This is a genomic window from Neisseria sp. CCUG17229, from assembly GCF_047839235.1.
Classification (GTDB): Bacteria; Pseudomonadota; Gammaproteobacteria; order Burkholderiales; family Neisseriaceae; genus Neisseria; species Neisseria brasiliensis.
The window spans coordinates 199,082-222,499 of the sequence record NZ_CP181247.1 but is presented as its reverse complement, the minus strand read 5'-3'; the positions used below and the strand labels follow the sequence as shown (position 1 = coordinate 222,499).

Below are 23,418 nucleotides of genomic sequence, written 5' to 3'. Positions count from 1 at the left end.
TCAAATCATGCGCTATTTTATCGGATATTGCTACGGATAGACAATTTGTATTCTATAATAACGCTTTCAGACGGCCTGACACAGAAAGGCAATACATGACACGTCGGCTCATCATCGGCATCAGCGGCGCAAGCGGTTTTCAATACGGCTACAAAGCCCTACAAATTCTGCAAAACTTGCCCGACATCGAAACGCATTTGGTGGTTTCCAAAGGTGCCGACATGACGCGGGCACTGGAAACGCCCTATTCTAAGGAAGAAATCATGGCGATGGCCGATGTCGTGCACCCCATCGGCAATTTGGGCGCGACGATCTCCAGCGGCTCTTTCCGCACCGCCGGTATGTTGGTGGCGCCCTGCTCCATGCGTTCACTGGCGGCCATTGCCCATGGCTACAACGACAACCTGCTCACACGAGCGGCAGACGTGGTATTGAAAGAACGCCGCCGCTTGGTGTTGATGGTGCGCGAATCGCCGCTGAATCTGGCACATTTAGACAACATGAAACGCGTCACCGAAATGGGTGGCATCATCTTCCCACCCGTACCTGCGTTTTACCAACAACCGCAATCGGTGGACGACATCGTCACCCACAGCGTCGGCCGCGCCTTGGAAATGTTTGACATTGATGTGCCTGAGCTACCGCACTGGGGCGAAGGCGAATCAAAATAGATGAAATCGGCAACAATCGTAAAGTTTGCTTTACAATATGCTGTAAAACCACGGTGCCGTCTGAATGTTCAGACGGCCTGTTTTATGGGAAATCCTCATTCCCGATATCAAAGGAAACATCATGCATTTACCTGTCGGCCCTTTGGTTAATGCCGCTGCGATTGTCGGCGGTGCCATCATCGGCCTCAGTCTTGGCAGCGCACTGCCTGAACGCGTGCGCGCCAATCTGCCCACTTTATTTGGTTTGTTGTGTATTGGTTTGGGGATTATGACCATTCCGGGTGTGAAATATTTTGCCGCGGTCAGCATTGCTTCGGTGCTGGGTTTGGTTATCGGCGAATGGGTGGACATCGAAAAATGGATTAAACAGCTTGCGACTGCCAGCCAAAATCTTGTGGATAAAATTCTGCCGAAAAAAGGCGACTTAAGTGCGGAAAAATTTTTAGAAAACTATGTGTCGCTGGTGATTTTGTTCTGCTTCAGCGGCATGGGAATTTTCGGCGCGATGAACGAAGGCATGAGCGGCGATCCGTCTATTTTGTATATTAAAGCGATTTTAGATGTGTTCACAGCGATGATTTTCGCCATCAGCCTTGGCGCGATTGTGGCTTTTATCGCCATTCCACAAACGCTGTTTCAATGCTTGCTGTTTTTCTTGGCTGCGCTGATTGTGCCGCTTACCACGCCTGATATGCGTGCAGATTTTGCTGCTGCCGGTGGCCTGATGCTGCTGATGACGGGCTTGCGAATTATGGGAATCAAATCGTTTCCGGTGGCCAATATGCTGCCAAGCCTGATTTTGGTGATGCCGCTGTCGCATATTTGGGCAACGTATGTGGTGTAGCGTTCAGACGGCCTATTGGGCATTCAAAGCGGTAGATAGTTTAATTTCCAGCCGTATCGGCGTATCATGGTTTGCGCTTCACTCAACCACGGCCGATTCAGGCCGTCTGAACCGATAGGAATTTTGATGAACGACCTACCCCACAATATGGCCAAATTTTTCCAGCGTAACCATGTCGTCAGCATCGCCACTCAATCGAGCACAGGCGAATTATGGAGCGCCTGCTGCTTTTATGTATTTGACGAAGCCAATGTACAACTGATTGTGTTGACTTCCCAAACCACGCAACACGGCAGCAACATGGCGGCGCAGCCCCGCATTGCCGGCACCATTGCCGGCCAGCCCGACAGCATCACCAAAATCAGCGGCATTCAGTTTCAAGCACAAGCCAAATGTTTGACCGACGAAGCCGAACGCAACGCCGCTGCTGCCCTTTTTTACCATGCCCATCCGCTAGCACGAGCAATGAAAAGCGATGTCTGGACATTGCAGCTGGATAAAGTGAAATTTACCGATAACAAATTGGTGTTTGCCCAAAAAACACATTGGACGCGTGAAGACAAGCATGAATCAAACGATAAGGCTGTCTGAAAAGACCGATGATGATTCAACATTTTATAATCTTTGCCGCTACATTTCAGATGGCCTATTTACGGAACACATTCTATGAACGCTGAAAATTGGTGCGTTTATTTGATTTTGTGTGCCAACGAATCGCTTTATTGCGGCATTACCAACCGCCCCAACGAGCGTTTTCAAGCGCACCAAACCGGTAAAGGCGCTCGCTACACCCGCATTCACAAGCCCATCGCCATGCGCGTGCTTTCAGACGGCCTCAGTAAAAGCGATGCACTCAAGCAGGAAATCGCCACCAAGAAATTAAACGCCGCACAAAAGCGCGTTTTATGGCTGAAAATGGCAAATGCACAAGAAATTAAGGCCGTCTGAAAGAAGCTGACGGAGATTTCAGACGGCCTACCACTCTACCCTGCTTTGTTATAAAATCCTTATTCTGTTCACTCAGGAAACCGATCATGACCACCGACATCCAACGCAATGTTGACGACAACGAAATCGCCAAATTCAGCCAAATCGCTGAAAAATGGTGGGATAAAAACAGCGAATTCAAACCGCTGCACGACATCAATCCGCTGCGACTGGATTACATCGACAGCTTAGGTCATTTGAGCGGTAAACAGGTTTTGGATGTCGGCTGCGGTGGCGGCATTCTGGCCGAAAGCATGGCCAAACGCGGCGCGGCGCATGTAACCGGCATCGACATGGCGGAAAAGTCTTTGAAAGTAGCTGAAGTGCACGCGGCAGAACAAAAAGTCAATAATATTGCTTACTGCTGCGTACCAGTAGAAGAATTGGCTACTGAGCAACCACACAGCTTTGATGTGGTCACCTGCATGGAAATGCTTGAGCATGTGCCTGATCCGGCCGCCATTGTCAAAGCCTGCGCACAATTGGTAAAACCCGACGGCATGGTATTTTTCTCCACCATCAACCGCAATCCGAAATCTTATCTGCATTTGATTGTCGGCGCAGAATATGTATTGAACTTTGTACCGAAAGGCACGCACGATTGGCAGAAATTCATTACGCCTGCGGAATTGGCACGGATGTGTCGCCAAGCCGGTTTGGATGTTGTCGATACAAAAGGTATGAAATACAATCTGTTAACCAAAGAATACAGCATCAGCGATGTGACGGACACCAATTATATGATTGCCTGTCGTCCGGCTTAATCACACAACAAAAGGCCGTCTGAAACATCATGTTCCAGACGGCCTTTTGTTGAATTTCATTAATTAACGCTTCATTTCGCCCTGAATGGCACGAATATTGGCTTCACGATCGCGTACTGCTTGGTTCAGACGACTGATTTTGGCTTGGTCGCCTTTCTTGCGCGCCACATTCAATTGCACTTTAGCACGCGCCAATGCGGCTTGCTCATTGCGGATTTCGTTTTGCAGAATCTGCTTGCGGGTAAGCTGTGGCTTCGGCTTCGCAACTGGCGCATTAATCACCGGTGCATGAATGATTTTGGCCTTGCGGTTCAACTCGGCGGCTCGCGCTTGGGCTGACTTCAAATCACCGGCGCTGGTTTTACGGCCTGAGGTATCATGACCATTACGCAGCTTGATATTCATGCGGGGAGCCGCTTCGGCACTATTGGTTACGCTACCGCTGGTGGCCTGTGGCAAAATTTTAATATCGCTGACATCCGGCACAGCCGAACCTGGAGCTTCTTTTAAATCCACCTTCTCGGGTAAGATTTTGTTCGCTTCTTCAGGTACAACCTGCGCAGCACCATTGGGATGGGACTCCTCACATTGTGTACCAATTTTCTTTTCGGTAAAGACAATGTCACCATCTACCTTACAGATATAAGTAACGGCTTGTGCCGACATGGCAGCAGTGCTCAGGCTCAATGCCAGAATCAGTTTTTGAAAAATAAGTTTCATGCTGTTGGTAAAGCCATTCAGATATGAGAGCGGTTATTATACTATGCCGTCTGTAAAGTGCGTAAATGCTGTATTAAAGCGATGGAGATAATACGGCATAAATGTGTTCAGACGGCCATATTGTATCTAAGGGTGCAGTAATTTTAAAATGCTCACCGCGATGTTGGAACTCTATTCGCCAAGCGTGCAAAAACATTCGTTCGGCGGGCGTTCCGCCATACAATTCATCACCCAGAATCGGGCTGCCTAAGCTTTTCATAGCAACACGCAATTGATGCGTTTTACCAGTGTGCGGTTGCAACACAAATAAGCGTAGATTAAGTGCTATCGCATGGCTATAAAACTGGGTAATGGCAGGATTGGCCATATCTCGTGTTAACTTCCATGCTCCACGGCGGGATTTTTCCATCCCACCTTTAATCCAACCCTGCTTTTTAGATGGCTTTGTATCGCTCAGTGCCAAATAAGTTTTGCACATGGTTTTGGCAGAAAATTGTTGGGCCAATTCTGAAGCCGTTTGCTCATTGAGTGCTAACAACAATACACCGCTGGTTGCTTTATCCAATCGATGCAGCAACCATACCCTTTCTAAACCCAATTGCACTGCCAGCGTTTGCGTCAGGCTGATTTGATTTTCTTCCTGATGCACCGCAATGTGACAAGGTTTGTTGATGGCAACGAAGTTTTGATTCTGAAAAAGAATCTCCCACATGTTCAGACGGCCTTAATTCAATGCGATGCCTTGACCCATTAGCGTAATGGCACCCAACACACAAAATAAAATACACGCAGAAATGCGAACCGCTTTAGCCGGAATCTTCTTCATCAGCATCTGCCCTAAATAAACGACCGGCACATTTGCCAACATCAAGCCCAACACGCTACCACATATCACCCAAAACATCTCTTGATATTTAGCTGCTAACAGTACTGTGGCGATTTGCGTTTTATCACCGATTTCCGCCATAAAAAACAGCACTACCGTTGCGCCAAAAGCACCATATTTCAGCCATCGGCTATCCGGATTCTCATCTTTATCCGGCAACAGCAACCACAGCCCTACCGCAATAAAACTCAAGCCGACGATCCATTTCATCAATTCAGGCGAAATATATTGTGCCAGCCATACACCAATGACAGCAGAAAGCGCATGATTCAATAGCGTAGCTACAAAAATACCAAAAACAATGGCATTCTTTTGTGAAAATCGGGTGGCTAAAAATAATGCGAGCAGTTGGGTTTTATCGCCAATTTCGGCAATCATCACACCCAATGTCGAAGAGAAAAAAGCTTCCATAAGATACTCAACCGTTTTGTGGGCAACATAAAAGCACAGCAATTGCCCACTGGAATTACCATGCTTTACGTCTTGCCTGTCATTCGTTTGAGCGAAGATGCGGTTACCATGCCGAAGCAATTATGTTGACAACCGCTCCGGAAACCGAATCATCCGGATGGCTACTCCCGTAAAGAGAAACAAAATTATAATGCTTGTGCCTTATCTACACAACCTCTTTTAAGATTTAGAAAATTGAATATCCAATAAAAGGAACACATTAAAATCTAAATTAACCCTATATTTAAACGTAAAGAAGCCTCTGACAAGGGTCAGAGGCTTCGAATGGGTGTTTGGCAGTGACCTACTTTCACATGGAAGAACCACACTATCATCGGCGCTGAGTCGTTTCACGGTCCTGTTCGGGATGGGAAGGCGTGGGACCAACTCGCTATGGCCGCCAAACTTAAACTGTACAAATCGGTAAGCCGTTATGCAGTCTCCTGCACTTATTTATTCTTTAATCAACTGTTGGTGATGACTGAATCATCAGTAAGCTTTTATCTTTGAAGTTCTTCAAATGATAGAGTCAAGCCTCACGAGCAATTAGTATCGGTTAGCTTCACACATTACTGCGCTTCCACACCCGACCTATCAACGTCCTGGTCTCGAACGACTCTTTAGGAGGATTAAATCCTCAGGGAAGTCTCATCTTCAGGCGAGTTTCGCGCTTAGATGCTTTCAGCGCTTATCTCTTCCGAACTTAGCTACCCGGCTATGCCACTGGCGTGACAACCGGTACACCAGAGGTTCGTCCACTCCGGTCCTCTCGTACTAGGAGCAGCCCCCGTCAAACTTCCAACGCCCACTGCAGATAGGGACCAAACTGTCTCACGACGTTTTAAACCCAGCTCACGTACCACTTTAAATGGCGAACAGCCATACCCTTGGGACCGACTACAGCCCCAGGATGTGATGAGCCGACATCGAGGTGCCAAACTCCGCCGTCGATATGAACTCTTGGGCGGAATCAGCCTGTTATCCCCGGAGTACCTTTTATCCGTTGAGCGATGGCCCTTCCATTCAGAACCACCGGATCACTATGTCCTGCTTTCGCACCTGCTCGACTTGTCGGTCTCGCAGTTAAGCTACCTTTTGCCATTGCACTATCAGTCCGATTTCCGACCGGACCTAGGTAACCTTCGAACTCCTCCGTTACTCTTTGGGAGGAGACCGCCCCAGTCAAACTGCCTACCATGCACGGTCCCCGACCCGGATTACGGGTCTGGGTTAGAACCTCAAAGTCACCAGGGTGGTATTTCAAGGACGGCTCCACAGAAACTGGCGTCTCTGCTTCTAAGCCTCCCACCTATCCTACACAAGTGACTTCAAAGTCCAATGCAAAGCTACAGTAAAGGTTCACGGGGTCTTTCCGTCTAGCAGCGGGTAGATTGCATCTTCACAACCACTTCAACTTCGCTGAGTCTCAGGAGGAGACAGTGTGGCCATCGTTACGCCATTCGTGCGGGTCGGAACTTACCCGACAAGGAATTTCGCTACCTTAGGACCGTTATAGTTACGGCCGCCGTTTACTGGGGCTTCGATCCGATGCTTGCACATCTTCAATTAACCTTCCAGCACCGGGCAGGCGTCACACCCTATACGTCCACTTTCGTGTTAGCAGAGTGCTGTGTTTTTAATAAACAGTCGCAGCCACCTATTCTCTGCGACCCTCCAATGCTTACAGAGCTAGTCTTTCACATCGAAGGGCATACCTTCTCCCGAAGTTACGGTATCAATTTGCCGAGTTCCTTCTCCTGAGTTCTCTCAAGCGCCTTAGAATTCTCATCCTGCCCACCTGTGTCGGTTTGCGGTACGGTTCTGATTCAACTGAAGCTTAGTGGCTTTTCCTGGAAGCGTGGTATCGGTTACTTCAGCACCTTGGTGCCTCGTCATCACTTCTCGGTGTTAAGAAGACCCGGATTTGCCTAAGTCTTCCACCTACCGGCTTAAACAAACTATTCCAACAGTTTGCTAACCTAACCTTCTCCGTCCCCACATCGCATTGAATCAAAGTACAGGAATATTAACCTGTTTCCCATCGACTACGCATTTCTGCCTCGCCTTAGGGGCCGACTCACCCTACGCCGATGAACGTTGCGTAGGAAACCTTGGGCTTTCGGCGAGCGGGCTTTTCACCCGCTTTATCGCTACTCATGTCAACATTCGCACTTCTGATACCTCCAGCACACTTCTCAATGCACCTTCTTCGGCCTACAGAACGCTCCCCTACCATACGTGTAAACACGTATCCGCAGCTTCGGTTATAGATTTGAGCCCCGTTACATCTTCCGCGCAGGACGACTCGACCAGTGAGCTATTACGCTTTCTTTAAATGATGGCTGCTTCTAAGCCAACATCCTGGCTGTCTGGGCCTTCCCACTTCGTTTACCACTTAATCTATCATTTGGGACCTTAGCTGGCGGTCTGGGTTGTTTCCCTCTTGACAACGGACGTTAGCACCCGCTGTCTGTCTCCCGAGGAGCAACTTGATGGTATTCTTAGTTTGCCATGGGTTGGTAAGTTGCAATAACCCCCTAGCCATAACAGTGCTTTACCCCCATCAGTCTCATTCTCGAGGCACTACCTAAATAGTTTTCGGGGAGAACCAGCTATCTCCGAGTTTGTTTAGCCTTTCACCCCTATCCACAGCTCATCCCCGCATTTTGCAACATGCGTGGGTTCGGACCTCCAGTGCGTGTTACCGCACCTTCATCCTGGCCATGGATAGATCACTCGGTTTCGGGTCTACGCCCAGCAACTAGTCGCCCTATTAAGACTCGGTTTCCCTACGCCTCCCCTATTCGGTTAAGCTCGCTACTGAACGTAAGTCGTTGACCCATTATACAAAAGGTACGCAGTCACGGAACATGTCCGCTCCCACTGTTTGTATGCATCAGGTTTCAGGTTCTATTTCACTCCCCTCCCGGGGTTCTTTTCGCCTTTCCCTCACGGTACTGGTTCACTATCGGTCGATGATGAGTATTTAGCCTTGGAGGATGGTCCCCCCATATTCAGACAGGATTTCACGTGTCCCGCCCTACTTGTCGTACGCTTAGTACCATTGATCAGATTTCGAATACGGGACTATCACCCACTATGGTCAAGCTTCCCAGCTTGTTCTTCTATCTCAACAATTATCACGTACAGGCTCCTCCGCGTTCGCTCGCCACTACTTGCGGAATCTCGGTTGATTTCTTTTCCTCCGGGTACTTAGATGGTTCAGTTCTCCGGGTTCGCTTCTCTAAGCCTATGTATTCAGCTTAGGATACTGCACAAAATGCAGTGGGTTTCCCCATTCGGATATCGCGGGATCAAAGCTTTATTGCCAGCTCCCCCACGCTTTTCGCAGGCTTACACGTCCTTCGTCGCCTATCATCGCCAAGGCATCCACCTGATGCACTTATTCACTTGACTCTATCATTTCAAGAACCTCTTTGACTTAATCCGCACTACCGTTGACAAGTAGTGGAACTAGATGTTTTTACTTTGATAAAGCTTACTGCTTTGTTGTGTCTTAACCCTGCCTTTTGTGTTTCAGGGTTAAGTCGATACAATCATCACCCAAATTCTGTGATTTACTTCTTTACAACAATCAGCCATTTGCAAATAGCTGATTGTCAAAGTAAATCAACATTGTCTTTGTTTGTTGATTTCGGCTTTCCAATTTGTTAAAGATCGATGCTTTTCAATATTGCTATTGACTTCGCAAATCAAAATGAGCTGGCCATTATATCAGCCTTCTTTTTTCTGTCAAGCTTTTATTGGTCAAACAAAAAAATCAGCGCTATGCGCTTTTTTGTTCTTCCTGCCAACTGACTTTGATTTGGGAAGTGCGTGGTGGAGGCAAACGGGATCGAACCGATGACCCCCTGCTTGCAAAGCAGGTGCTCTACCAACTGAGCTATGCCCCCAGTATGAGTTATGGTGGGTCTGGGAGGACTTGAACCTCCGACCCCACGCTTATCAAGCGTGTGCTCTAACCAGCTGAGCTACAAACCCAAGGTCGTTATTTTGAAATCGTTTAAGTTCAGTTTTTAACCGTTCTTTTTTTTGATCTCTCAATATCTTTTGCATCTTCTACAGTTTACCGATAAGTGTGAATGCGAGAAGCCTCTTCTTTTCTCTAGAAAGGAGGTGATCCAGCCGCAGGTTCCCCTACGGCTACCTTGTTACGACTTCACCCCAGTCATGAAGCATACCGTGGTAAACGGGCTCCTTACGGTTACCCTATCTACTTCTGGTATCCCCCACTCCCATGGTGTGACGGGCGGTGTGTACAAGACCCGGGAACGTATTCACCGCAGTATGCTGACCTGCGATTACTAGCGATTCCGACTTCATGCACTCGAGTTGCAGAGTGCAATCCGGACTACGATCGGTTTTGTGAGATTGGCTCCACCTCGCGGCTTGGCTACCCTCTGTACCGACCATTGTATGACGTGTGAAGCCCTGGTCATAAGGGCCATGAGGACTTGACGTCATCCCCACCTTCCTCCGGCTTGTCACCGGCAGTCTCATTAGAGTGCCCAACTGAATGATGGCAACTAATGACAAGGGTTGCGCTCGTTGCGGGACTTAACCCAACATCTCACGACACGAGCTGACGACAGCCATGCAGCACCTGTGTTACGGCTCCCGAAGGCACTCCTCCGTCTCTGGAGGATTCCGTACATGTCAAGACCAGGTAAGGTTCTTCGCGTTGCATCGAATTAATCCACATCATCCACCGCTTGTGCGGGTCCCCGTCAATTCCTTTGAGTTTTAATCTTGCGACCGTACTCCCCAGGCGGTCAATTTCACGCGTTAGCTACGCTACTAAGCAATCAAGTTGCCCAACAGCTAATTGACATCGTTTAGGGCGTGGACTACCAGGGTATCTAATCCTGTTTGCTACCCACGCTTTCGAGCATGAACGTCAGTGTTATCCCAGGGGGCTGCCTTCGCCATCGGTATTCCTCCACATCTCTACGCATTTCACTGCTACACGTGGAATTCTACCCCCCTCTGACACACTCTAGCTAGCCAGTTCAAAACGCAGTTCCCAGGTTGAGCCCGGGGATTTCACATCTTGCTTAACTAACCGTCTGCGCTCGCTTTACGCCCAGTAATTCCGATTAACGCTCGCACCCTACGTATTACCGCGGCTGCTGGCACGTAGTTAGCCGGTGCTTATTCTTCAGGTACCGTCATCACACAGTGATATTAGCACTATGCTTTTCTTCCCTGACAAAAGTACTTTACAACCCGAAGGCCTTCTTCATACACGCGGCATGGCTGGATCAGGCTTGCGCCCATTGTCCAAAATTCCCCACTGCTGCCTCCCGTAGGAGTCTGGGCCGTGTCTCAGTCCCAGTGTGGCGGATCATCCTCTCAGACCCGCTACTGATCGTCGCCTTGGTAGGCCTTTACCCCACCAACTAGCTAATCAGATATCGGCCGCTCAAATAGCGCTAGGCCCGAAGGTCCCCAGCTTTCCTCCTCAGAGAATATGCGGTATTAGCTAATCTTTCGATTAGTTATCCCCCACTACTCGGTACGTTCCGATATATTACTCACCCGTTCGCCACTCGCCACCCAAGAAGCAAGCTTCTCTGTGCTGCCGTCCGACTTGCATGTGTAAAGCATGCCGCCAGCGTTCAATCTGAGCCAGGATCAAACTCTTATGTTTAATCTCTAACTTATTTAACTTCTGGTCTGCTTCAAAGAAACTGACAAAGTATAGATATTTCTACATCTTGTCTGTTTTTGTCGCAGTGTGAGGCTTGTCGCACTCACACTTATCGGTAATCTGTTTGTTAAAGAACAAGAACCGAATTATACATCACTCAAACTGCTTGTCAACTCTTTTTTTCAAATTTCATCGAAAAATTAAATCAACCGTGCTATAATTATCAGTTCGTTTCGCTACTGCGTCAGCAGCGAAGAACCGAACTATACCCCTCTCCCCCAAAACCGTCAACTCCCACAAACAAATAATTTCTACAAAAATCAACAAATCGCTGTTTTACAATGAAATTCAATTTAAACTAATTTGTAAAAAACTACTCCAACTACCCAAACTTATCAGCGTTATATACAAAGACCGTCTGAAATCTTCAGACGGCCTTTGTTATCCATAATCTTCAACTAAAATACTTTTCTATTTAATACTTTAGTGGTAGTAAATCATTCAAAATAATACTTGCATATTTGTTAACTATCTATTACATTTAAGCCATAGTCGTGATGAATTCATTTTCATTCGACGAAGAAAAAGCCAAGATAGCAAAGGTTATAAAATAGAAGAGAATGGTAGTACCAACGCAATATCCAATAAAAGAGCTGCTTTTATAGCAGCTCTTTTCCATTTCACTTACTGCGGCAAAATAACCTCCAAAACAAATTTGCTGCCGACATAAGCCAATACCAAACTAATAAAACCAATAATCGTCCAAATCGCTGCTTTTTTGCCGCGCCATGCCATCATACTGTGCTTGAGCAGTAAGCCGCCGTAAATCAACCACGACAAAATGCCGAACACAGTTTTATGGCTAAAGGTGACCGGCTTGCCAAATACGCTTTCAGCGAAGAATGTTCCGCTGACCACGGAGTAAGTCAACAAAACAAAGCCGACCAACATACCGCGGAACATCAATTTTTCTAAACTCAATAGCGGCGGTAAAAATGTGACCAATGATGACATTTTGCGCTTATGCAGGCTCCGGTTTAACAGCAGAATCAATACGGCGAACAGCGTGACAATCCCGAATAAGCCGTATGCCAATAATGATGTACCCACATGCAGCATAAACGGTACATCACTGATCTCATAACCGATAAATTTGCCCGGAAAAATCATACCTAATATTAAAGACAGCGCCGCACACGGATATAAAAGTAATTGCAATCCGCGCAAACAATAAAAGAAGCTGCCTAAGCAATACATCATCAGCATCAGCCACACAATCAGGCTGATGGAATAGCCGAATCCTGTAATCAACACTTGATCTCTAACCACAGGCAGTAATAAAGCCGCGCCATGTACCAGCAACGCTACGCCCAATACCATTAATTCGGCATGGATGGGATACGCCTGATCGCGGTGTTTTTTATGGCGCAACCACACAAAGCCTGACAAACCAGCATACACCAGCATCAGGCAAATCAAAATTATCGGCATAACAAACTTTCTCTGTACGCATATTCATAACCGCGTACGATAGTGTAAAATAAAACCGATTTTATTTTATCAAATAATGCTCTCTTGTGGGCAGCTATTCTCATTATCAAGGATAAGCATGTTAGACAACTTAACCAACCGCTTCAGCAGCGTTTTGAAAAACATCCGCGGCCATGCAAAATTAACCGAAGACAATATTAAAGAAGCTTTGCGTGAAGTCCGCCTGGCTTTATTGGAAGCCGACGTTGCCTTGCCGGTCGTCAAAGAATTCATCAACAACGTCAAAGAAAAAGCACTCGGCCAAGAAGTGGCCGGCAGCCTGACACCCGACCAAGCCTTTATCGGCGTGGTGAACGATGCCCTGATTGAATTGATGGGCAAAGAAAACACCTCGCTGGATTTATCCGTTGCACCGCCTGCTGTGGTGTTGATGGCCGGTTTGCAAGGTGCGGGTAAAACCACGACTGTCGGCAAATTGGCGCGCTTATTGAAAACTGAGCAAAAGAAAAAAATTCTGGTGGTGTCTGCCGACGTGTACCGCCCTGCTGCGATTGAACAATTGCGTTTATTGGCCGAACAAGTCGGCGTGGATTTTTTCCCTTCCGACATCAGTCAAAAGCCGGTTGATATTGCCCGCGCCGCAGTGGATTATGCCAAAAAGCATTTCTATGATGTGTTGATGGTCGATACCGCTGGTCGTTTGGCCATCGATGAAGAGATGATGAACGAAATTAAAGCGCTTCATGCGGCCGTTAATCCGGTGGAAACGCTGTTCGTCATCGACTCCATGCTGGGTCAAGATGCGGTAAACACTGCCCAAGCCTTTAACGAAGCCTTGCCGCTTACCGGTGTCATCCTGACCAAAATGGATGGTGACGCGCGTGGTGGTGCGGCCTTGTCTGTGCGCCATGTGACCGGTAAACCGATTAAATTCATCGGTATCGGCGAAAAAGTCACCGGCTTGGAACCGTTCCACCCTGATCGCATCGCCAGCCGCATTTTGGGCATGGGCGACGTATTGAGTCTGATTGAAGACGTTCAGCGCGGCATCGATGAAGAAGCCGCTGCCAAAATGGCGAAGAAAATCCAAAAAGGCAAAGGCTTCGACCTGAATGACTTTAAAGAACAAATTCAGCAAATGCGCAACATGGGCGGCTTGGAAAGCCTGATGTCGAAAATGCCGGGCGAACTCAGCCAGATTTCCAAACAAATCCCGGAAGGTACTACCGAAAAAGCCATGGGCAAAGTTGAAGCCATTATCAACTCGATGACTCCGAAAGAACGTGCCAACCCTGCTTTAATTAAAGCCAGCCGCAAACGCCGCATCGCTGCCGGTGCCGGCACCAATGTGCAGGAAGTGAACAAAATGTTGAAACAATTCGAGCAATCTCAGCAAATGATGAAAATGTTCAGCGGCAACGGCATGTCGAAGCTGATGAAAATGGCTAAAGGCATGAAGGGCATGAAAGGGATGTTCCCGGGCATGTAATGCTGTTTGCTTGAATCAATATAAAGATAAAGGCCGTCTGAATCATTTTCTTCAGGCGGCCTTTTATATTAAAAACATGCCGTCTGAAAGGTTTCAGACGGCATGTTTTATATCACTTTTTCGTGCTTAAGATACTTACGCACCAAATACTTTCAAACGATCTGCCAACGGGGCAAATTCTTTGTCACCGGCCGGCGCTTCAATGCCGCCGATAACCATTTGCGCGCGTAAAGTCCAGCTTTTCGGTAAGTCGTATTCCTTGGCAATCGCCTCATCCGGCAACGGATTATAGTGTTGCAGGTTGGCGCCGACACCGGCAGCGGCCAAAGTTGTCCAAATCGCATATTGGTGCATGGCGTTACTGTGTTCCGCCCAGATCGGGAAGTTTTCCGCATACGATGGGAATTGCTCTTGCAAGCCTTTCACTACCGCTTGGTCTTCAAAGAACAAAACCGTCGCGGCAGCGGCTTTGAAGCCGTTCAATTTTTGCTCGGTTGGTGCAAATTTTTCAGCCGGAACAATTTGACGCAACGCATCTTCGACAAAACCCCATACTTTTTCGTGTTCCGCACCAAACACCACCACAACGCGGGTAGATTGTGAATTAAACGAAGACGGCGTGTGCAACACGGCATGTTCGATGATTTGATTCACTTCATCATTGCTGATTGGCAGGTTTTTGTTTAATGCGTAAATCGAACGACGGGTTTCTGCTGCTTGCTGTACATCTTGATAAGCCATTTTCATTCCTTTATATCAATGAGATTTTTTAAATTGGTTGTCCAACGCCCACGCGCCGCCGCCCGCTGCGGCAATGTAGATGAAAATAAAGCTGAACAAAGCAGCTGCTTCGCCACCATTCAACAAAGGCAATAAAGCGTTGGGTTCGGTGTGTGCCATAAAATAGGCCACCGCCATCTGTCCAGACAGGATAAACGCTACCGGACGGGTAAACAAGCCCAGCAACAGTAAAATCCCGCCAACAAATTCTAAAATACCGGCCAAGCCGTAAATCGAGAAAATCTGCAAACCGTCAAACATTTCAATATGCGGCAGGGCAAACAGCTTGGCCGAGCCGTGCAACATAAACATATACGCAGCGGCAATGCGCAGAATCGACAAGAGCATGGGTTGGAAGCGAGCTAAGAAATTCATTTTGTTTTCTTCTTGGTTAAGCATCAATGAACGCAGTATAGATAATTCTTTTTGGTTAATATATACTCTTTTCATTGATACACTATTTCCGGATAAGAAAACATGGATACCTTATTCAGCTTAAAAGTCTTCCGCCATGTGGTACAAAACGGCAGCTTCACCCGCGCAGCCGAGCAGCTCAATATCTCCACCGCCATGGCCAGCAAACACGTCAGCCATTTGGAAAACACCATTCAAGCCAAGCTGCTGCACCGCAACAGCCGCAACCTACACTTAACCGAAGCGGGCGAAGAATACTACCGCCAATGCAGCTACGCGCTTGATACTCTCGACACCGCCGCGCAAAAAGCCGCCGGCGGCACCGACAAACCGCAAGGTATGCTGCGCGTGACCATGCCGCTTTGGTTTGCCAACAGCTTATTGAGCAGCTGGCTGGTGGAATACCGCGAACGCTATCCCGAAGTCACGCTGGATTTGGTGCTCGACAACCGCCACGTCGATTTGATTGCTGAAGGTTTCGATTTGGCTTTGCGCGTATCGAAAACGCCCAGCCCTTCGCTGATTGTGAAGCCCTTGGCGGTGATTCAATTTGTTTTGGTCGCTTCACCCGAATACATCTGCCAACACGGCAAGCCGACCACACTTGAAGAAGTGATGCAGCACCAAGCGATTCTGCCCTCCTACACCAACCAGCGCAATGTCGAAATCACCCACACCGCCAGCGGCGAAAAATCCACGCTCAGCTTGAAGCCGGTGATGCTCACCGACAATACGCTGATGGTGCGCGAGCTGGTCAAAACCGGCGGCGGCATCGGCTATCAGCCGCTAATGGTGGTGCAAAAAGATTTGGAAGACGGCACGCTCGTGCGCCTGTTGCCCGAATACACCATGGTAAACGAGCAACTCAACGCCGCTTATGTTGACCGCGCGTTTTTGAGCGCGAAGGTGCGCAGCTTTATTGATTTTATTAACGAGAAGATTCAGCAAGTGAACGGTTGATGCACACATAAAAAGGCCGTCTGAAAACCATGAACTGCACCCCAAAAGTTGGACACTTCCCCCCAACTTAAAAAGGTGCAGTTTTCTTATGTCCAAATATACACTAGACTTCAAATACCGAGCCGTACTCCATTACCATCAAGTGCACAGCCAACAGCGTACCGCAGACCATTTCAACGTCTCACGCACCCACCTGCGCCGTTGGATTGCCGCCTACCGTCAAGGCGGTATAGCCGCACTTCAGCACCCACAGGCTACGCTTATGAAGACTACGCAGACCAAACGCAACAATCCCTTTATCGTCGACAAACCCGACCATGAAAAAACTCAGGCAGAGCTGATTGAAGAGTTACGCTACATGAGGGCGGAGATCGACTACCTAAAGCACATGAAAGCCCTCAACGAAAAGAACGCCACCAAAGTTGCGAAACCGTTCAAACGCTGAGGGCGAAGCACCTGCTGAAATACTTGTTGCACAGTGCCGGCATACCCAAAAGCAGTTTCTACTACCACATCGGTAAATCCGATCCCGATATGGAAGCCAAAGCGGCGGTGAGTGAAGTTTATCACCAACACAAAGGTCGCTACGGCCAACGGCGGATTGGAGCTGTATTATCGTGGAATAAAAAGAAAGTGCAGCGTATTATGGGATTATTGGGTTTGAAAGCCAAAGTGCGCAACAAAAAATCCTATCGTCCGCAAGTTATAGGAGAGACGTCGAAAAACATCCTTAAGCGTGCATTCACTGCTGATAAAGCGGGAGATAAATGGTTGACCGATGTGACCGAGTTTAAATGCACCGACGGCAAACTGTACTTATCGCCGATATTGGATGTATTCAATCGTGAGATTGTGGCTTATGAGCTCAGTAGAAAGCCGGACAGCAAGATGGTCATGCAGATGCTGGATAAGGCATTCGGCCGTCTGAAAGGGCAGACCCCGCTGCTGCATTCTGACCAAGGTGTGCTTTACCGAACTCAGGCTTATCGGGAAAAGCTGGCGGAGAAAGGCATTGTGCAGAGCATGTCGCGCAAAGGGAATTGCTGGGACAATGCACCGATGGAGAGTTTCTTCGGGACATTAAAAGTGGAAAGCTTCTATCAGGAAGGTGTGTTATCGGTGGCAGAGTTGACCAAAGTGATATAGCTAATAAACTTAAATTTTGCCATAATACCCATTATGACTTACTCAACCGACTTCCGCCAATTGGCGCTACAGAAAATTGAACAAGGCCTTTCCGTCCGGCAGGCCGCGCAAGAAATGGGTATCGTTCGGGCAACCTTAAGAGGATGGATAAAGAATCCCATTCCCAAAGGTTACCCCAAGCAGAGAAAGTGCCGAAAGATCAGCCGAGAAGCCTTACTTCAAGATGTGGCCGAGTATCCCGATGCCTACCATGACGAACGGGCACAGCGCTTCGGCTGTTCTGCCGCCGCTATTGGAAAAGCTTTAAAAAAGTGGAACATTAGCCGAAAAAAAGACCCACAGTCATCCGAAAGCCAATAAGGAAATCAGAAAAAGATTTTTGAAACGGCTGCATCGTTTTCGCTTAAAGAAGCACCCTATCGTTTATTTGGATGAGAGTGGCTTTAAAAAGAACGACTGTCGCCTTTACGGCTATGCACAAAGGGGTAGTAGGTGCTACAGCAGCTACGATTGGCAGGGGAGAAATCAAACCAATGCGATTGGTGCTTTACAGGATAATAGGCTGTTTGCCATAGGGCTGTTTGATTTCAGTATCAACCGCAGTATTTTTGACAGTTGGGTTAAACAGATGCTGCTCCCTCAACTCCCTGCACAAAGCATCGTGGTTATGGATAATGCCACTTTCCATAAAGGAGAAGCAGCAGCCTTACTTGAGGAGGCCGGTCATCAGGTTTTATGGTTGCCGCCGTATAGCCCCGACCTCAATCCGATTGAACACTGTTGGGCTTGGGTTAAGGACTTTAGACGAAGGCATCGTATCCAGTGTATTGATGAGTTATTTGCGTAAAGACTGGGTGGCAAAAATTAAGTTTATTGGCTATAGATGATTACATACGTTACTACAATTATGAACGTATTAGTTTGAATTTAAAAAAGCTGAGTCCTGTGGCTTACAGAACCCAGCTTGAACAGGCTGTTTGAGAAAGATTTTTAATTTGTCCAAGAATTGGGGGACAGTTCACCAGCATAGATTTTCAGACGGCCTTGTCAATAAAACTTACTCAACGCAACATATCCGCCAACGTTTCTTCTACTTTCGCTTTCACTTCCGCACCAAAACGGCGGCTCAGCAATTTGGTTAAATCGTCTTCCGGCGTGTAATTCACCAACTCAGGTGCTTTCACCACATCGCGCGCCACGCTGTAAATGCTGCCGAAATCATCAATCAAACCGACATTTTTCGCTTCCAAGCCGGTATAGACGCGGCCGCTAAAAATATCGGGATTTTCTTTTTCTTTCAAACGATTGCCACGCCCTTCGCGTACAGCTTTAATAAATTCGCCGTGGATTTGATCCAGCATTTGCTGCCAAATTCTCGCCTGCTCGGGTGATTCAGGGGTAAACGGATCGCCCATGCCTTTGTTGCTGCCTGATGTTTTCAGACGGCGTTTGACACCGAGTTTGTCCATCATTTCCGAAGCATCAAAACCTCCACTAATCACACCAATACTGCCCACAACGCTGGACGGATCAGCATAAATTTTATCGGCGGCCGCGGCAATATAATAGCAGCCTGAAGCGCAGGTATCTTCCGCCACCACATACACCGGCACATCTTTATGCAAGGCTTTCAGACGGCGGATTTCGTTGAAGGCAATGTTCGACACCACCGGCGAACCGCCCGGACTGTTGGCGCGAATCACAATCGCTTTGGCGTTGCCGTTTTTATACGCCGCTTCCATGCTCTCACGCAGCATCTGCACTTGGTCGTCGTAACCACCGCCGATGGTGCCGCTTAAATTAATCACAGCGGTGTGTGCTTTGGCGGTGCCCATCGCCATCGGGCTGCTTTTCTTACCACTTTGGCTCATGCTGAAAATAAATGACACAAACACCAGCAAACCGATCACACGCCAAAAGTTTTTCCAAAAGCGTGCGCGGCGGCGGTCTTTATAGGCTTCGAGCAACACTTCGCGCAAGGTGTGGCGCTCCCAGCTTTCAGACGGCATCTGATCCGGATGTTCTTGAACTTGGTCGCCTTGGCGGCGGATTCGGTATTGCATGATGATTCTCTGTGATTAAACGCAAGCTGTGATTGTATAACAAATAGCCGTCTGAAACATGTGATTTTCAGACGGCATACTGATTCAGACGGCCTTTATTGATTTGCCCCGTTGCGCGCCATTTCCAATGCGGTTGCCACCGCCACCATCAGGCTGCCCGAATCGGCTTTGCCGCTGCCGGCCAAATCCAAGGCTGTACCGTGGTCAACCGATGTACGGATAAACGGCAGCCCTAAGGTCACGTTCACGCCTTGCCCGAAACTTGCATATTTCAAGGTCGGCAAGCCTTGGTCGTGATACATCGCCAACACCGCGTCGGTATCTTTAAGCATAAATGGCTGAAACACGGTATCGGCCGGATAAGGCCCGCGCACATCGATGCCCTGCGCCTGCAAATTGTTCAGCGCAGGGTTAATCACTTCGATTTCTTCCCAACCCAAATGACCGCCCTCGCCCGCATGCGGATTCAAGCCCGTCACCAAAATACGCGGCTCGGCAATGCCGAATTTATCACGCAAATCGGCGTGCAGAATCTGCGCCACCGATTCCACCAAAGGCTGCGTAATCGCGGCGGCCACATCTTTCAACGGCAGATGCGTGGTGACTAAAGCCACGCGCAAACCGCCGCCGGCGAGCATCATCACCACTTGCTCGGTGTTGCTTTTTTCAGCCAGATATTCGGTGTGGCCGCTGAAAAAATGTCCGCTGGCATGGCCGTCGTTAATCACGCCTTTGTGCAGCGGCGCGGTGACCATACCGGCAAACAGGCCGTCTGAAATGCCTTGGTAAGCCGTATCCAATAATTGCAACACATACGCAGCATTATTCGGATTCAGACGGCCTGCTTCGCATGGTTCATTCAACGGCACATGCCATACTTCCAATACACCGCTTTGCTGTTCATACGGCCTTTGTGCTTCAAAATCAACCAATTGCACGGCTTTGCCCAGCATATCGGCACGCTGTTGCAATAAGGTTTTGTCGCCCAACACCACCGGACGGCACGGCAAATCGGCAAAGGCCAAATCCAAGCAAATATCGGGGCCAATACCGGCAGGTTCGCCGCTGGTGACGGCTAAAATCGGTTGGGACATGGTCGTTCCTTTATAATGAAAATCGGCATCAGTTTCCCCCAGCCGCTGCCTTTTTTCAAGCCCTGCGACGGATTTTTGCGGCTAAACCGCGTTGCCTGCATCAAGGCTTATTGTTCAATTATTTTACCGCTGCGCCGCACAGCAAAATTAATGCGTCGCTCCATACCTGCTTACTCAAAATATTAATGATAACTATTATTTTTTATGATAATCTGTTTGCGTTTTAATAAAATAACGTCATCACACACATCATGTTAGAAATCAGCTCATCTAATCTTTGGACGGCTTTCGGCATCACGCTGGCCGCAGGTTTGTTTACCGTATTGGGCAGCGGCTTGGTGATGTTTTCCAAAACACCCAATCCACGCGCCTTATCGTTTGGCCTGGCCTTTGCCGGCGGCGCGATGGTTTACGTGTCGCTCACCGAAATTTTTGATAAATCTAGAGAAGCCTTCGCCCAAGCCCACGGCGAATCGCACGGCTTTGCCGCTGCCACGATTGCCTTTTTAATCGGCATGGCGGCCATTGCGCTGATTGACCGCCTTGTGCCCAACCCGCACGAAACCTTAGATGCCAACGACCCTGCATTTCAAGAAAGCCGCCGCCAACACGTCGCCCGCATCGGCATGATGGCGGCGTTTGCCATCACCGCGCACAACTTTCCCGAAGGCTTGGCCACTTTTTTCGCCACGCTCGAAAGCCCCACCCTCGGCATGCCACTGGCTTTTGCCATCGCCATCCACAACATTCCCGAAGGCATTTCGATTGCCGCACCGGTTTATTTTGCCACACGCAACCGCAAACTCACCGTCTTGGCCTGCTTGGCTTCCGGTTTGGCCGAACCTTTGGGTGCAATTTTGGGCTACACCCTGCTCAAACCGTTTCTTTCTCCAGCCATTTTCGGCAGCGTGTTCGGCATCATCGCCGGCGTGATGGTGTTCCTTGCCTTAGACGAATTATTGCCCGCCGCCAAACGCTATTCAGACGGCCACGAAACCGTGTACGGCCTCACCTCCGGCATGGCGGTGATTGCCTTGAGCTTGGTCTTATTTCATTTTTGAATGATCGTGTCTGGCTACTATTCACCCATTGCCGAAATGGATACCGCCTAGACTTGCTATTTTATTGTCATAAATCAAACTTGTTCGTTTATTAAATAGTTAGCTACTTAGAATTACATTACCATTGTCACAATTTTGTAATATTTCTCATTTTTGTTATCCCCGTCAAGCTGCCAAGCTTTGCGCAGCTTGGTTTATTTTTTTCCATTTAAATTTAAGGATGTTTTATGTTGTCATTCCTGAAGTCCAAACCGGGTACCCCTGTACCCGAAGCGGAAATACTCGACCGCTACAACCGCTTGCGTTGGCAGGCATTATTCGGCATTTTTATCGGTTATGCCGCCTACTATATCCTGCGTAACAACTTCTTGCTCTCATCGCCTGAACTCATCAGCGAATTCGGGTTCACTAAAAAAGACATCGGCTTTATTTCCGGCACCATGTTGGTGGTGTATGGCATCAGTAAAGGCGTAATGTCGGCGCTGGCAGACAAATCCAACCCGAAACACTTTATGATTTTCGGTTTGGTAATGTCGGGCGTGGTCAATCTGATGATGGGTTTTTCCGCTTCGTTTTGGATTTTCCTGTTTTTGTGTATTCTCAACGGTATTTTTCAAGGCATGGGCGCAGGTCCAGCTTATGTAGTATTGGCCAGCTGGTTCCCGCGTAAATCACGCGGCGTGACTACTGCCTTCTTCAACATCTCCCACAACGTCGGCGGCGGCTTGGTGGCCCCGATTGCCGGTGGCGCCATTGCTTGGCTCGGTACCGAACATTGGCAGGCCGCACACTTCATCGTGCCGACAACCATTGCAGCAATTATTGCAGTAATCGTCTACATTTTTGGTAAAGGCCGTACCTACAACGAAGGTTTGCCGCCGATGAACCAAATTCTGAACAATGCCGACGAAGAATTGGTGGTGACCAAAACCGAAGACATCGATTTGACCACTTGGCAGATTTTCAAACAATACATCTTAAAAGACATCAATGTTTGGTTCGTTTCTTTTATCGACGTGTTCACCTACATGATCCGCTTCGGCGTATTGACTTGGCTACCGCTGTATCTCTTGGAAACCAAAGGCTTCAGCAAAGGCCAAATGGCCACCGCATTTGCCATTTTCGAATGGGCGGCGATTCCGTCAACCCTGCTGGCCGGTTATGTGACCGATAAATACTTCAAAGGCAAACGCATGCCCTTGGCCATCGTCACCTTGCTCGGCGTGGGTGCCGCCATCTTCGCCTACTGGGGCGGACAAGACTTGGCCACCGTCACCATCGGCGCGGGCATTGTCGGCTGCTTGATTTATGTACCGATGTTCTTATCATCATTGCAAGCCATCGAACTGGTGCCGTCATTCGCCGCCGGTTCCGCCACCGGCTTACGCGGCCTGTTGAGCTATGTGTTGGGCAGCTTCTCCGGCACCGCCCTATTCGGCATTTTGGCTGAACGTTACGGCTGGGATGCAGGCTTCTACCTGCTGCTGTTTGCTGTCGTGACGTGTATTTTCTGCTGCTACATGACCCACCGCGGCGTGATGAAGTTGGAACAGAAAAAACTGAATGTTTCACAATAATATAGCGTTGAACTGAAAGGCCGTCTAAAAACAATATGTTTTCAGACGGCCTTTTCTTTACCGACCAAACAAATTCGCAATCATCTCAACCTGTTCATCACTTGTTTGTGTTTCGCCTAAACGCGCAGCCACTGCCCATTCGCCACTCAAGCCATATTCGGCGGAAATTTCCGCCCACTTTTCCAGCTTGGTTTCATCGGTGGCATTTTTTGGCAACGGCTCAGTTTTGATGATGGTTTTAGGTATGGTCATAACCAACTCCTTTTGGGCAATAATATGATTATAAAAGAAACAAGGCCATCTGAAAGGGTAAACTTTCAGATGGCCTTTTATGATTTCAAGCAGTTAAG

Annotated in this window: 22 protein-coding genes, 2 tRNA genes, 3 rRNA genes and 1 pseudogene; 14 read left to right on the top strand and 14 right to left on the bottom strand. The window is 48.3% G+C overall.

Annotation, left to right across the window (positions count from 1 at the left end; genetic code table 11):
* The first annotated feature begins 45 nt into the window (after positions 1–45).
* From ACM67B_RS01105 to ubiG, 5 genes and pseudogenes are all read left to right on the top strand, one after another.
* A pseudogene (locus ACM67B_RS01105) lies at positions 46–671 on the top strand (UbiX family flavin prenyltransferase).
* Positions 672–792: 121 nt separating this feature from the next.
* The gene (locus ACM67B_RS01100) at positions 793–1,515 is read left to right on the top strand and encodes a DUF554 domain-containing protein (protein WP_416189795.1); all 723 of its coding nucleotides are present in this window, start codon (positions 793–795) and stop codon (positions 1,513–1,515) included.
* Between the two features lie 126 nt (positions 1,516–1,641).
* A complete protein-coding gene (locus ACM67B_RS01095; RefSeq protein WP_416189794.1) occupies positions 1,642–2,106 on the top strand; it encodes a pyridoxamine 5'-phosphate oxidase family protein in 465 nt (154 codons plus the stop codon).
* Between the two features lie 75 nt (positions 2,107–2,181).
* Positions 2,182–2,463 (top strand): GIY-YIG nuclease family protein, encoded by a 282-nt coding sequence (locus ACM67B_RS01090; RefSeq protein WP_416189793.1) that lies wholly within the window; start codon positions 2,182–2,184, stop codon positions 2,461–2,463.
* An 86-nt stretch (positions 2,464–2,549) separates the two neighbouring features.
* On the top strand, positions 2,550–3,266 hold the full coding sequence (gene ubiG / locus ACM67B_RS01085; RefSeq protein WP_416189792.1) for a bifunctional 2-polyprenyl-6-hydroxyphenol methylase/3-demethylubiquinol 3-O-methyltransferase UbiG: 717 nt from the start codon (positions 2,550–2,552) through the stop codon (positions 3,264–3,266).
* A gap of 63 nt (positions 3,267–3,329) precedes the next feature.
* Here ubiG and ACM67B_RS01080 read toward each other — a convergent pair whose 3' ends face one another.
* The 9 genes from ACM67B_RS01080 to ACM67B_RS01040 all read right to left on the bottom strand — a co-directional run bounded on the left by ACM67B_RS01080 (position 3,330) and on the right by ACM67B_RS01040 (position 12,484).
* On the bottom strand, positions 3,330–3,986 hold the full coding sequence (locus ACM67B_RS01080; RefSeq protein WP_416189791.1) for a hypothetical protein: 657 nt from the start codon (positions 3,984–3,986) through the stop codon (positions 3,330–3,332).
* A gap of 73 nt (positions 3,987–4,059) precedes the next feature.
* Entirely contained in the window at positions 4,060–4,698 is a 639-nt protein-coding gene (locus ACM67B_RS01075; protein WP_416189790.1) for a TIGR01621 family pseudouridine synthase, read from the bottom strand.
* A gap of 12 nt (positions 4,699–4,710) precedes the next feature.
* The gene (locus ACM67B_RS01070; RefSeq protein WP_095501759.1) at positions 4,711–5,283 is read right to left on the bottom strand and encodes a TMEM165/GDT1 family protein; all 573 of its coding nucleotides are present in this window, start codon (positions 5,281–5,283) and stop codon (positions 4,711–4,713) included.
* A gap of 330 nt (positions 5,284–5,613) precedes the next feature.
* Positions 5,614–5,727: ribosomal RNA gene (rrf, locus tag ACM67B_RS01065) — 5S ribosomal RNA — on the bottom strand.
* A 120-nt stretch (positions 5,728–5,847) separates the two neighbouring features.
* A 23S ribosomal RNA gene (locus ACM67B_RS01060) occupies positions 5,848–8,739 on the bottom strand.
* A 421-nt stretch (positions 8,740–9,160) separates the two neighbouring features.
* Positions 9,161–9,236 (bottom strand) — tRNA-Ala (locus ACM67B_RS01055).
* 11 nt (positions 9,237–9,247) lie between these two features.
* A tRNA-Ile gene (locus ACM67B_RS01050) sits at positions 9,248–9,324 on the bottom strand.
* A 128-nt stretch (positions 9,325–9,452) separates the two neighbouring features.
* Positions 9,453–10,993: ribosomal RNA gene (locus ACM67B_RS01045) — 16S ribosomal RNA — on the bottom strand.
* Together the 16S, 23S and 5S rRNA genes with 2 tRNA genes alongside form the textbook arrangement of a ribosomal RNA operon.
* A 684-nt stretch (positions 10,994–11,677) precedes the next feature.
* A complete protein-coding gene (locus ACM67B_RS01040) occupies positions 11,678–12,484 on the bottom strand; it encodes a cytochrome C assembly family protein (RefSeq protein WP_416189789.1) in 807 nt (268 codons plus the stop codon).
* Between the two features lie 118 nt (positions 12,485–12,602).
* Between ACM67B_RS01040 and ffh the strand changes: the two genes are divergently transcribed.
* Positions 12,603–13,973: a signal recognition particle protein gene (ffh, locus tag ACM67B_RS01035; protein WP_416189788.1), complete on the top strand. Its 1,371-nt coding sequence runs from the start codon at positions 12,603–12,605 to the stop codon at positions 13,971–13,973.
* Positions 13,974–14,108: 135 nt separating this feature from the next.
* Here ffh and ACM67B_RS01030 read toward each other — a convergent pair whose 3' ends face one another.
* Positions 14,109–14,714, bottom strand: a complete 606-nt coding sequence (locus tag ACM67B_RS01030; protein WP_416189787.1) for a nitroreductase family protein — start codon at positions 14,712–14,714, stop codon at positions 14,109–14,111.
* Positions 14,715–14,729: 15 nt separating this feature from the next.
* Complete coding sequence (locus tag ACM67B_RS01025; protein WP_416189786.1) at positions 14,730–15,128, bottom strand: DoxX family protein; 399 nt, start codon at positions 15,126–15,128, stop codon at positions 14,730–14,732.
* A gap of 102 nt (positions 15,129–15,230) precedes the next feature.
* Between ACM67B_RS01025 and ACM67B_RS01020 the strand changes: the two genes are divergently transcribed.
* From ACM67B_RS01020 to ACM67B_RS00995, 6 genes are all read left to right on the top strand, one after another.
* Positions 15,231–16,127 (top strand): LysR family transcriptional regulator, encoded by an 897-nt coding sequence (locus ACM67B_RS01020; RefSeq protein WP_416189785.1) that lies wholly within the window; start codon positions 15,231–15,233, stop codon positions 16,125–16,127.
* A gap of 88 nt (positions 16,128–16,215) precedes the next feature.
* The gene (locus ACM67B_RS01015; protein ID WP_416188879.1) at positions 16,216–16,572 is read left to right on the top strand and encodes a helix-turn-helix domain-containing protein; all 357 of its coding nucleotides are present in this window, start codon (positions 16,216–16,218) and stop codon (positions 16,570–16,572) included.
* A gap of 23 nt (positions 16,573–16,595) precedes the next feature.
* Positions 16,596–17,273 carry an IS3 family transposase gene (locus ACM67B_RS01010; protein WP_416189784.1) on the top strand — a complete coding sequence of 226 codons (678 nt, stop codon included), beginning with the start codon at positions 16,596–16,598 and terminating at the stop codon, positions 17,271–17,273.
* 33 nt (positions 17,274–17,306) lie between these two features.
* Positions 17,307–17,633, top strand: a complete 327-nt coding sequence (locus tag ACM67B_RS01005) for an IS630 transposase-related protein (RefSeq protein WP_416189783.1) — start codon at positions 17,307–17,309, stop codon at positions 17,631–17,633.
* A 19-nt stretch (positions 17,634–17,652) separates the two neighbouring features.
* Positions 17,653–18,120: an IS630 family transposase gene (locus ACM67B_RS01000; RefSeq protein WP_416189782.1), complete on the top strand. Its 468-nt coding sequence runs from the start codon at positions 17,653–17,655 to the stop codon at positions 18,118–18,120.
* Between the two features lie 26 nt (positions 18,121–18,146).
* Positions 18,147–18,254 (top strand): IS3 family transposase, encoded by a 108-nt coding sequence (locus ACM67B_RS00995; protein WP_416189781.1) that lies wholly within the window; start codon positions 18,147–18,149, stop codon positions 18,252–18,254.
* 80 nt (positions 18,255–18,334) lie between these two features.
* Here ACM67B_RS00995 and ACM67B_RS00990 read toward each other — a convergent pair whose 3' ends face one another.
* A complete protein-coding gene (locus ACM67B_RS00990; RefSeq protein ID WP_154212862.1) occupies positions 18,335–19,336 on the bottom strand; it encodes a S49 family peptidase in 1,002 nt (333 codons plus the stop codon).
* A 95-nt stretch (positions 19,337–19,431) separates the two neighbouring features.
* A complete protein-coding gene (gene pdxA / locus ACM67B_RS00985; protein ID WP_416189780.1) occupies positions 19,432–20,430 on the bottom strand; it encodes a 4-hydroxythreonine-4-phosphate dehydrogenase PdxA in 999 nt (332 codons plus the stop codon).
* Positions 20,431–20,681: 251 nt separating this feature from the next.
* On the opposite strand from pdxA, the gene zupT reads away from it, so the two are divergent.
* A complete protein-coding gene (gene zupT, locus ACM67B_RS00980) occupies positions 20,682–21,491 on the top strand; it encodes a zinc transporter ZupT (protein WP_373753154.1) in 810 nt (269 codons plus the stop codon).
* A 227-nt stretch (positions 21,492–21,718) separates the two neighbouring features.
* A complete protein-coding gene (locus tag ACM67B_RS00975; protein WP_416189779.1) occupies positions 21,719–23,068 on the top strand; it encodes an MFS transporter in 1,350 nt (449 codons plus the stop codon).
* A gap of 57 nt (positions 23,069–23,125) precedes the next feature.
* Here ACM67B_RS00975 and ACM67B_RS00970 read toward each other — a convergent pair whose 3' ends face one another.
* The gene (locus ACM67B_RS00970; protein WP_095501720.1) at positions 23,126–23,320 is read right to left on the bottom strand and encodes a hypothetical protein; all 195 of its coding nucleotides are present in this window, start codon (positions 23,318–23,320) and stop codon (positions 23,126–23,128) included.
* Positions 23,321–23,418 lie beyond the last annotated feature (98 nt).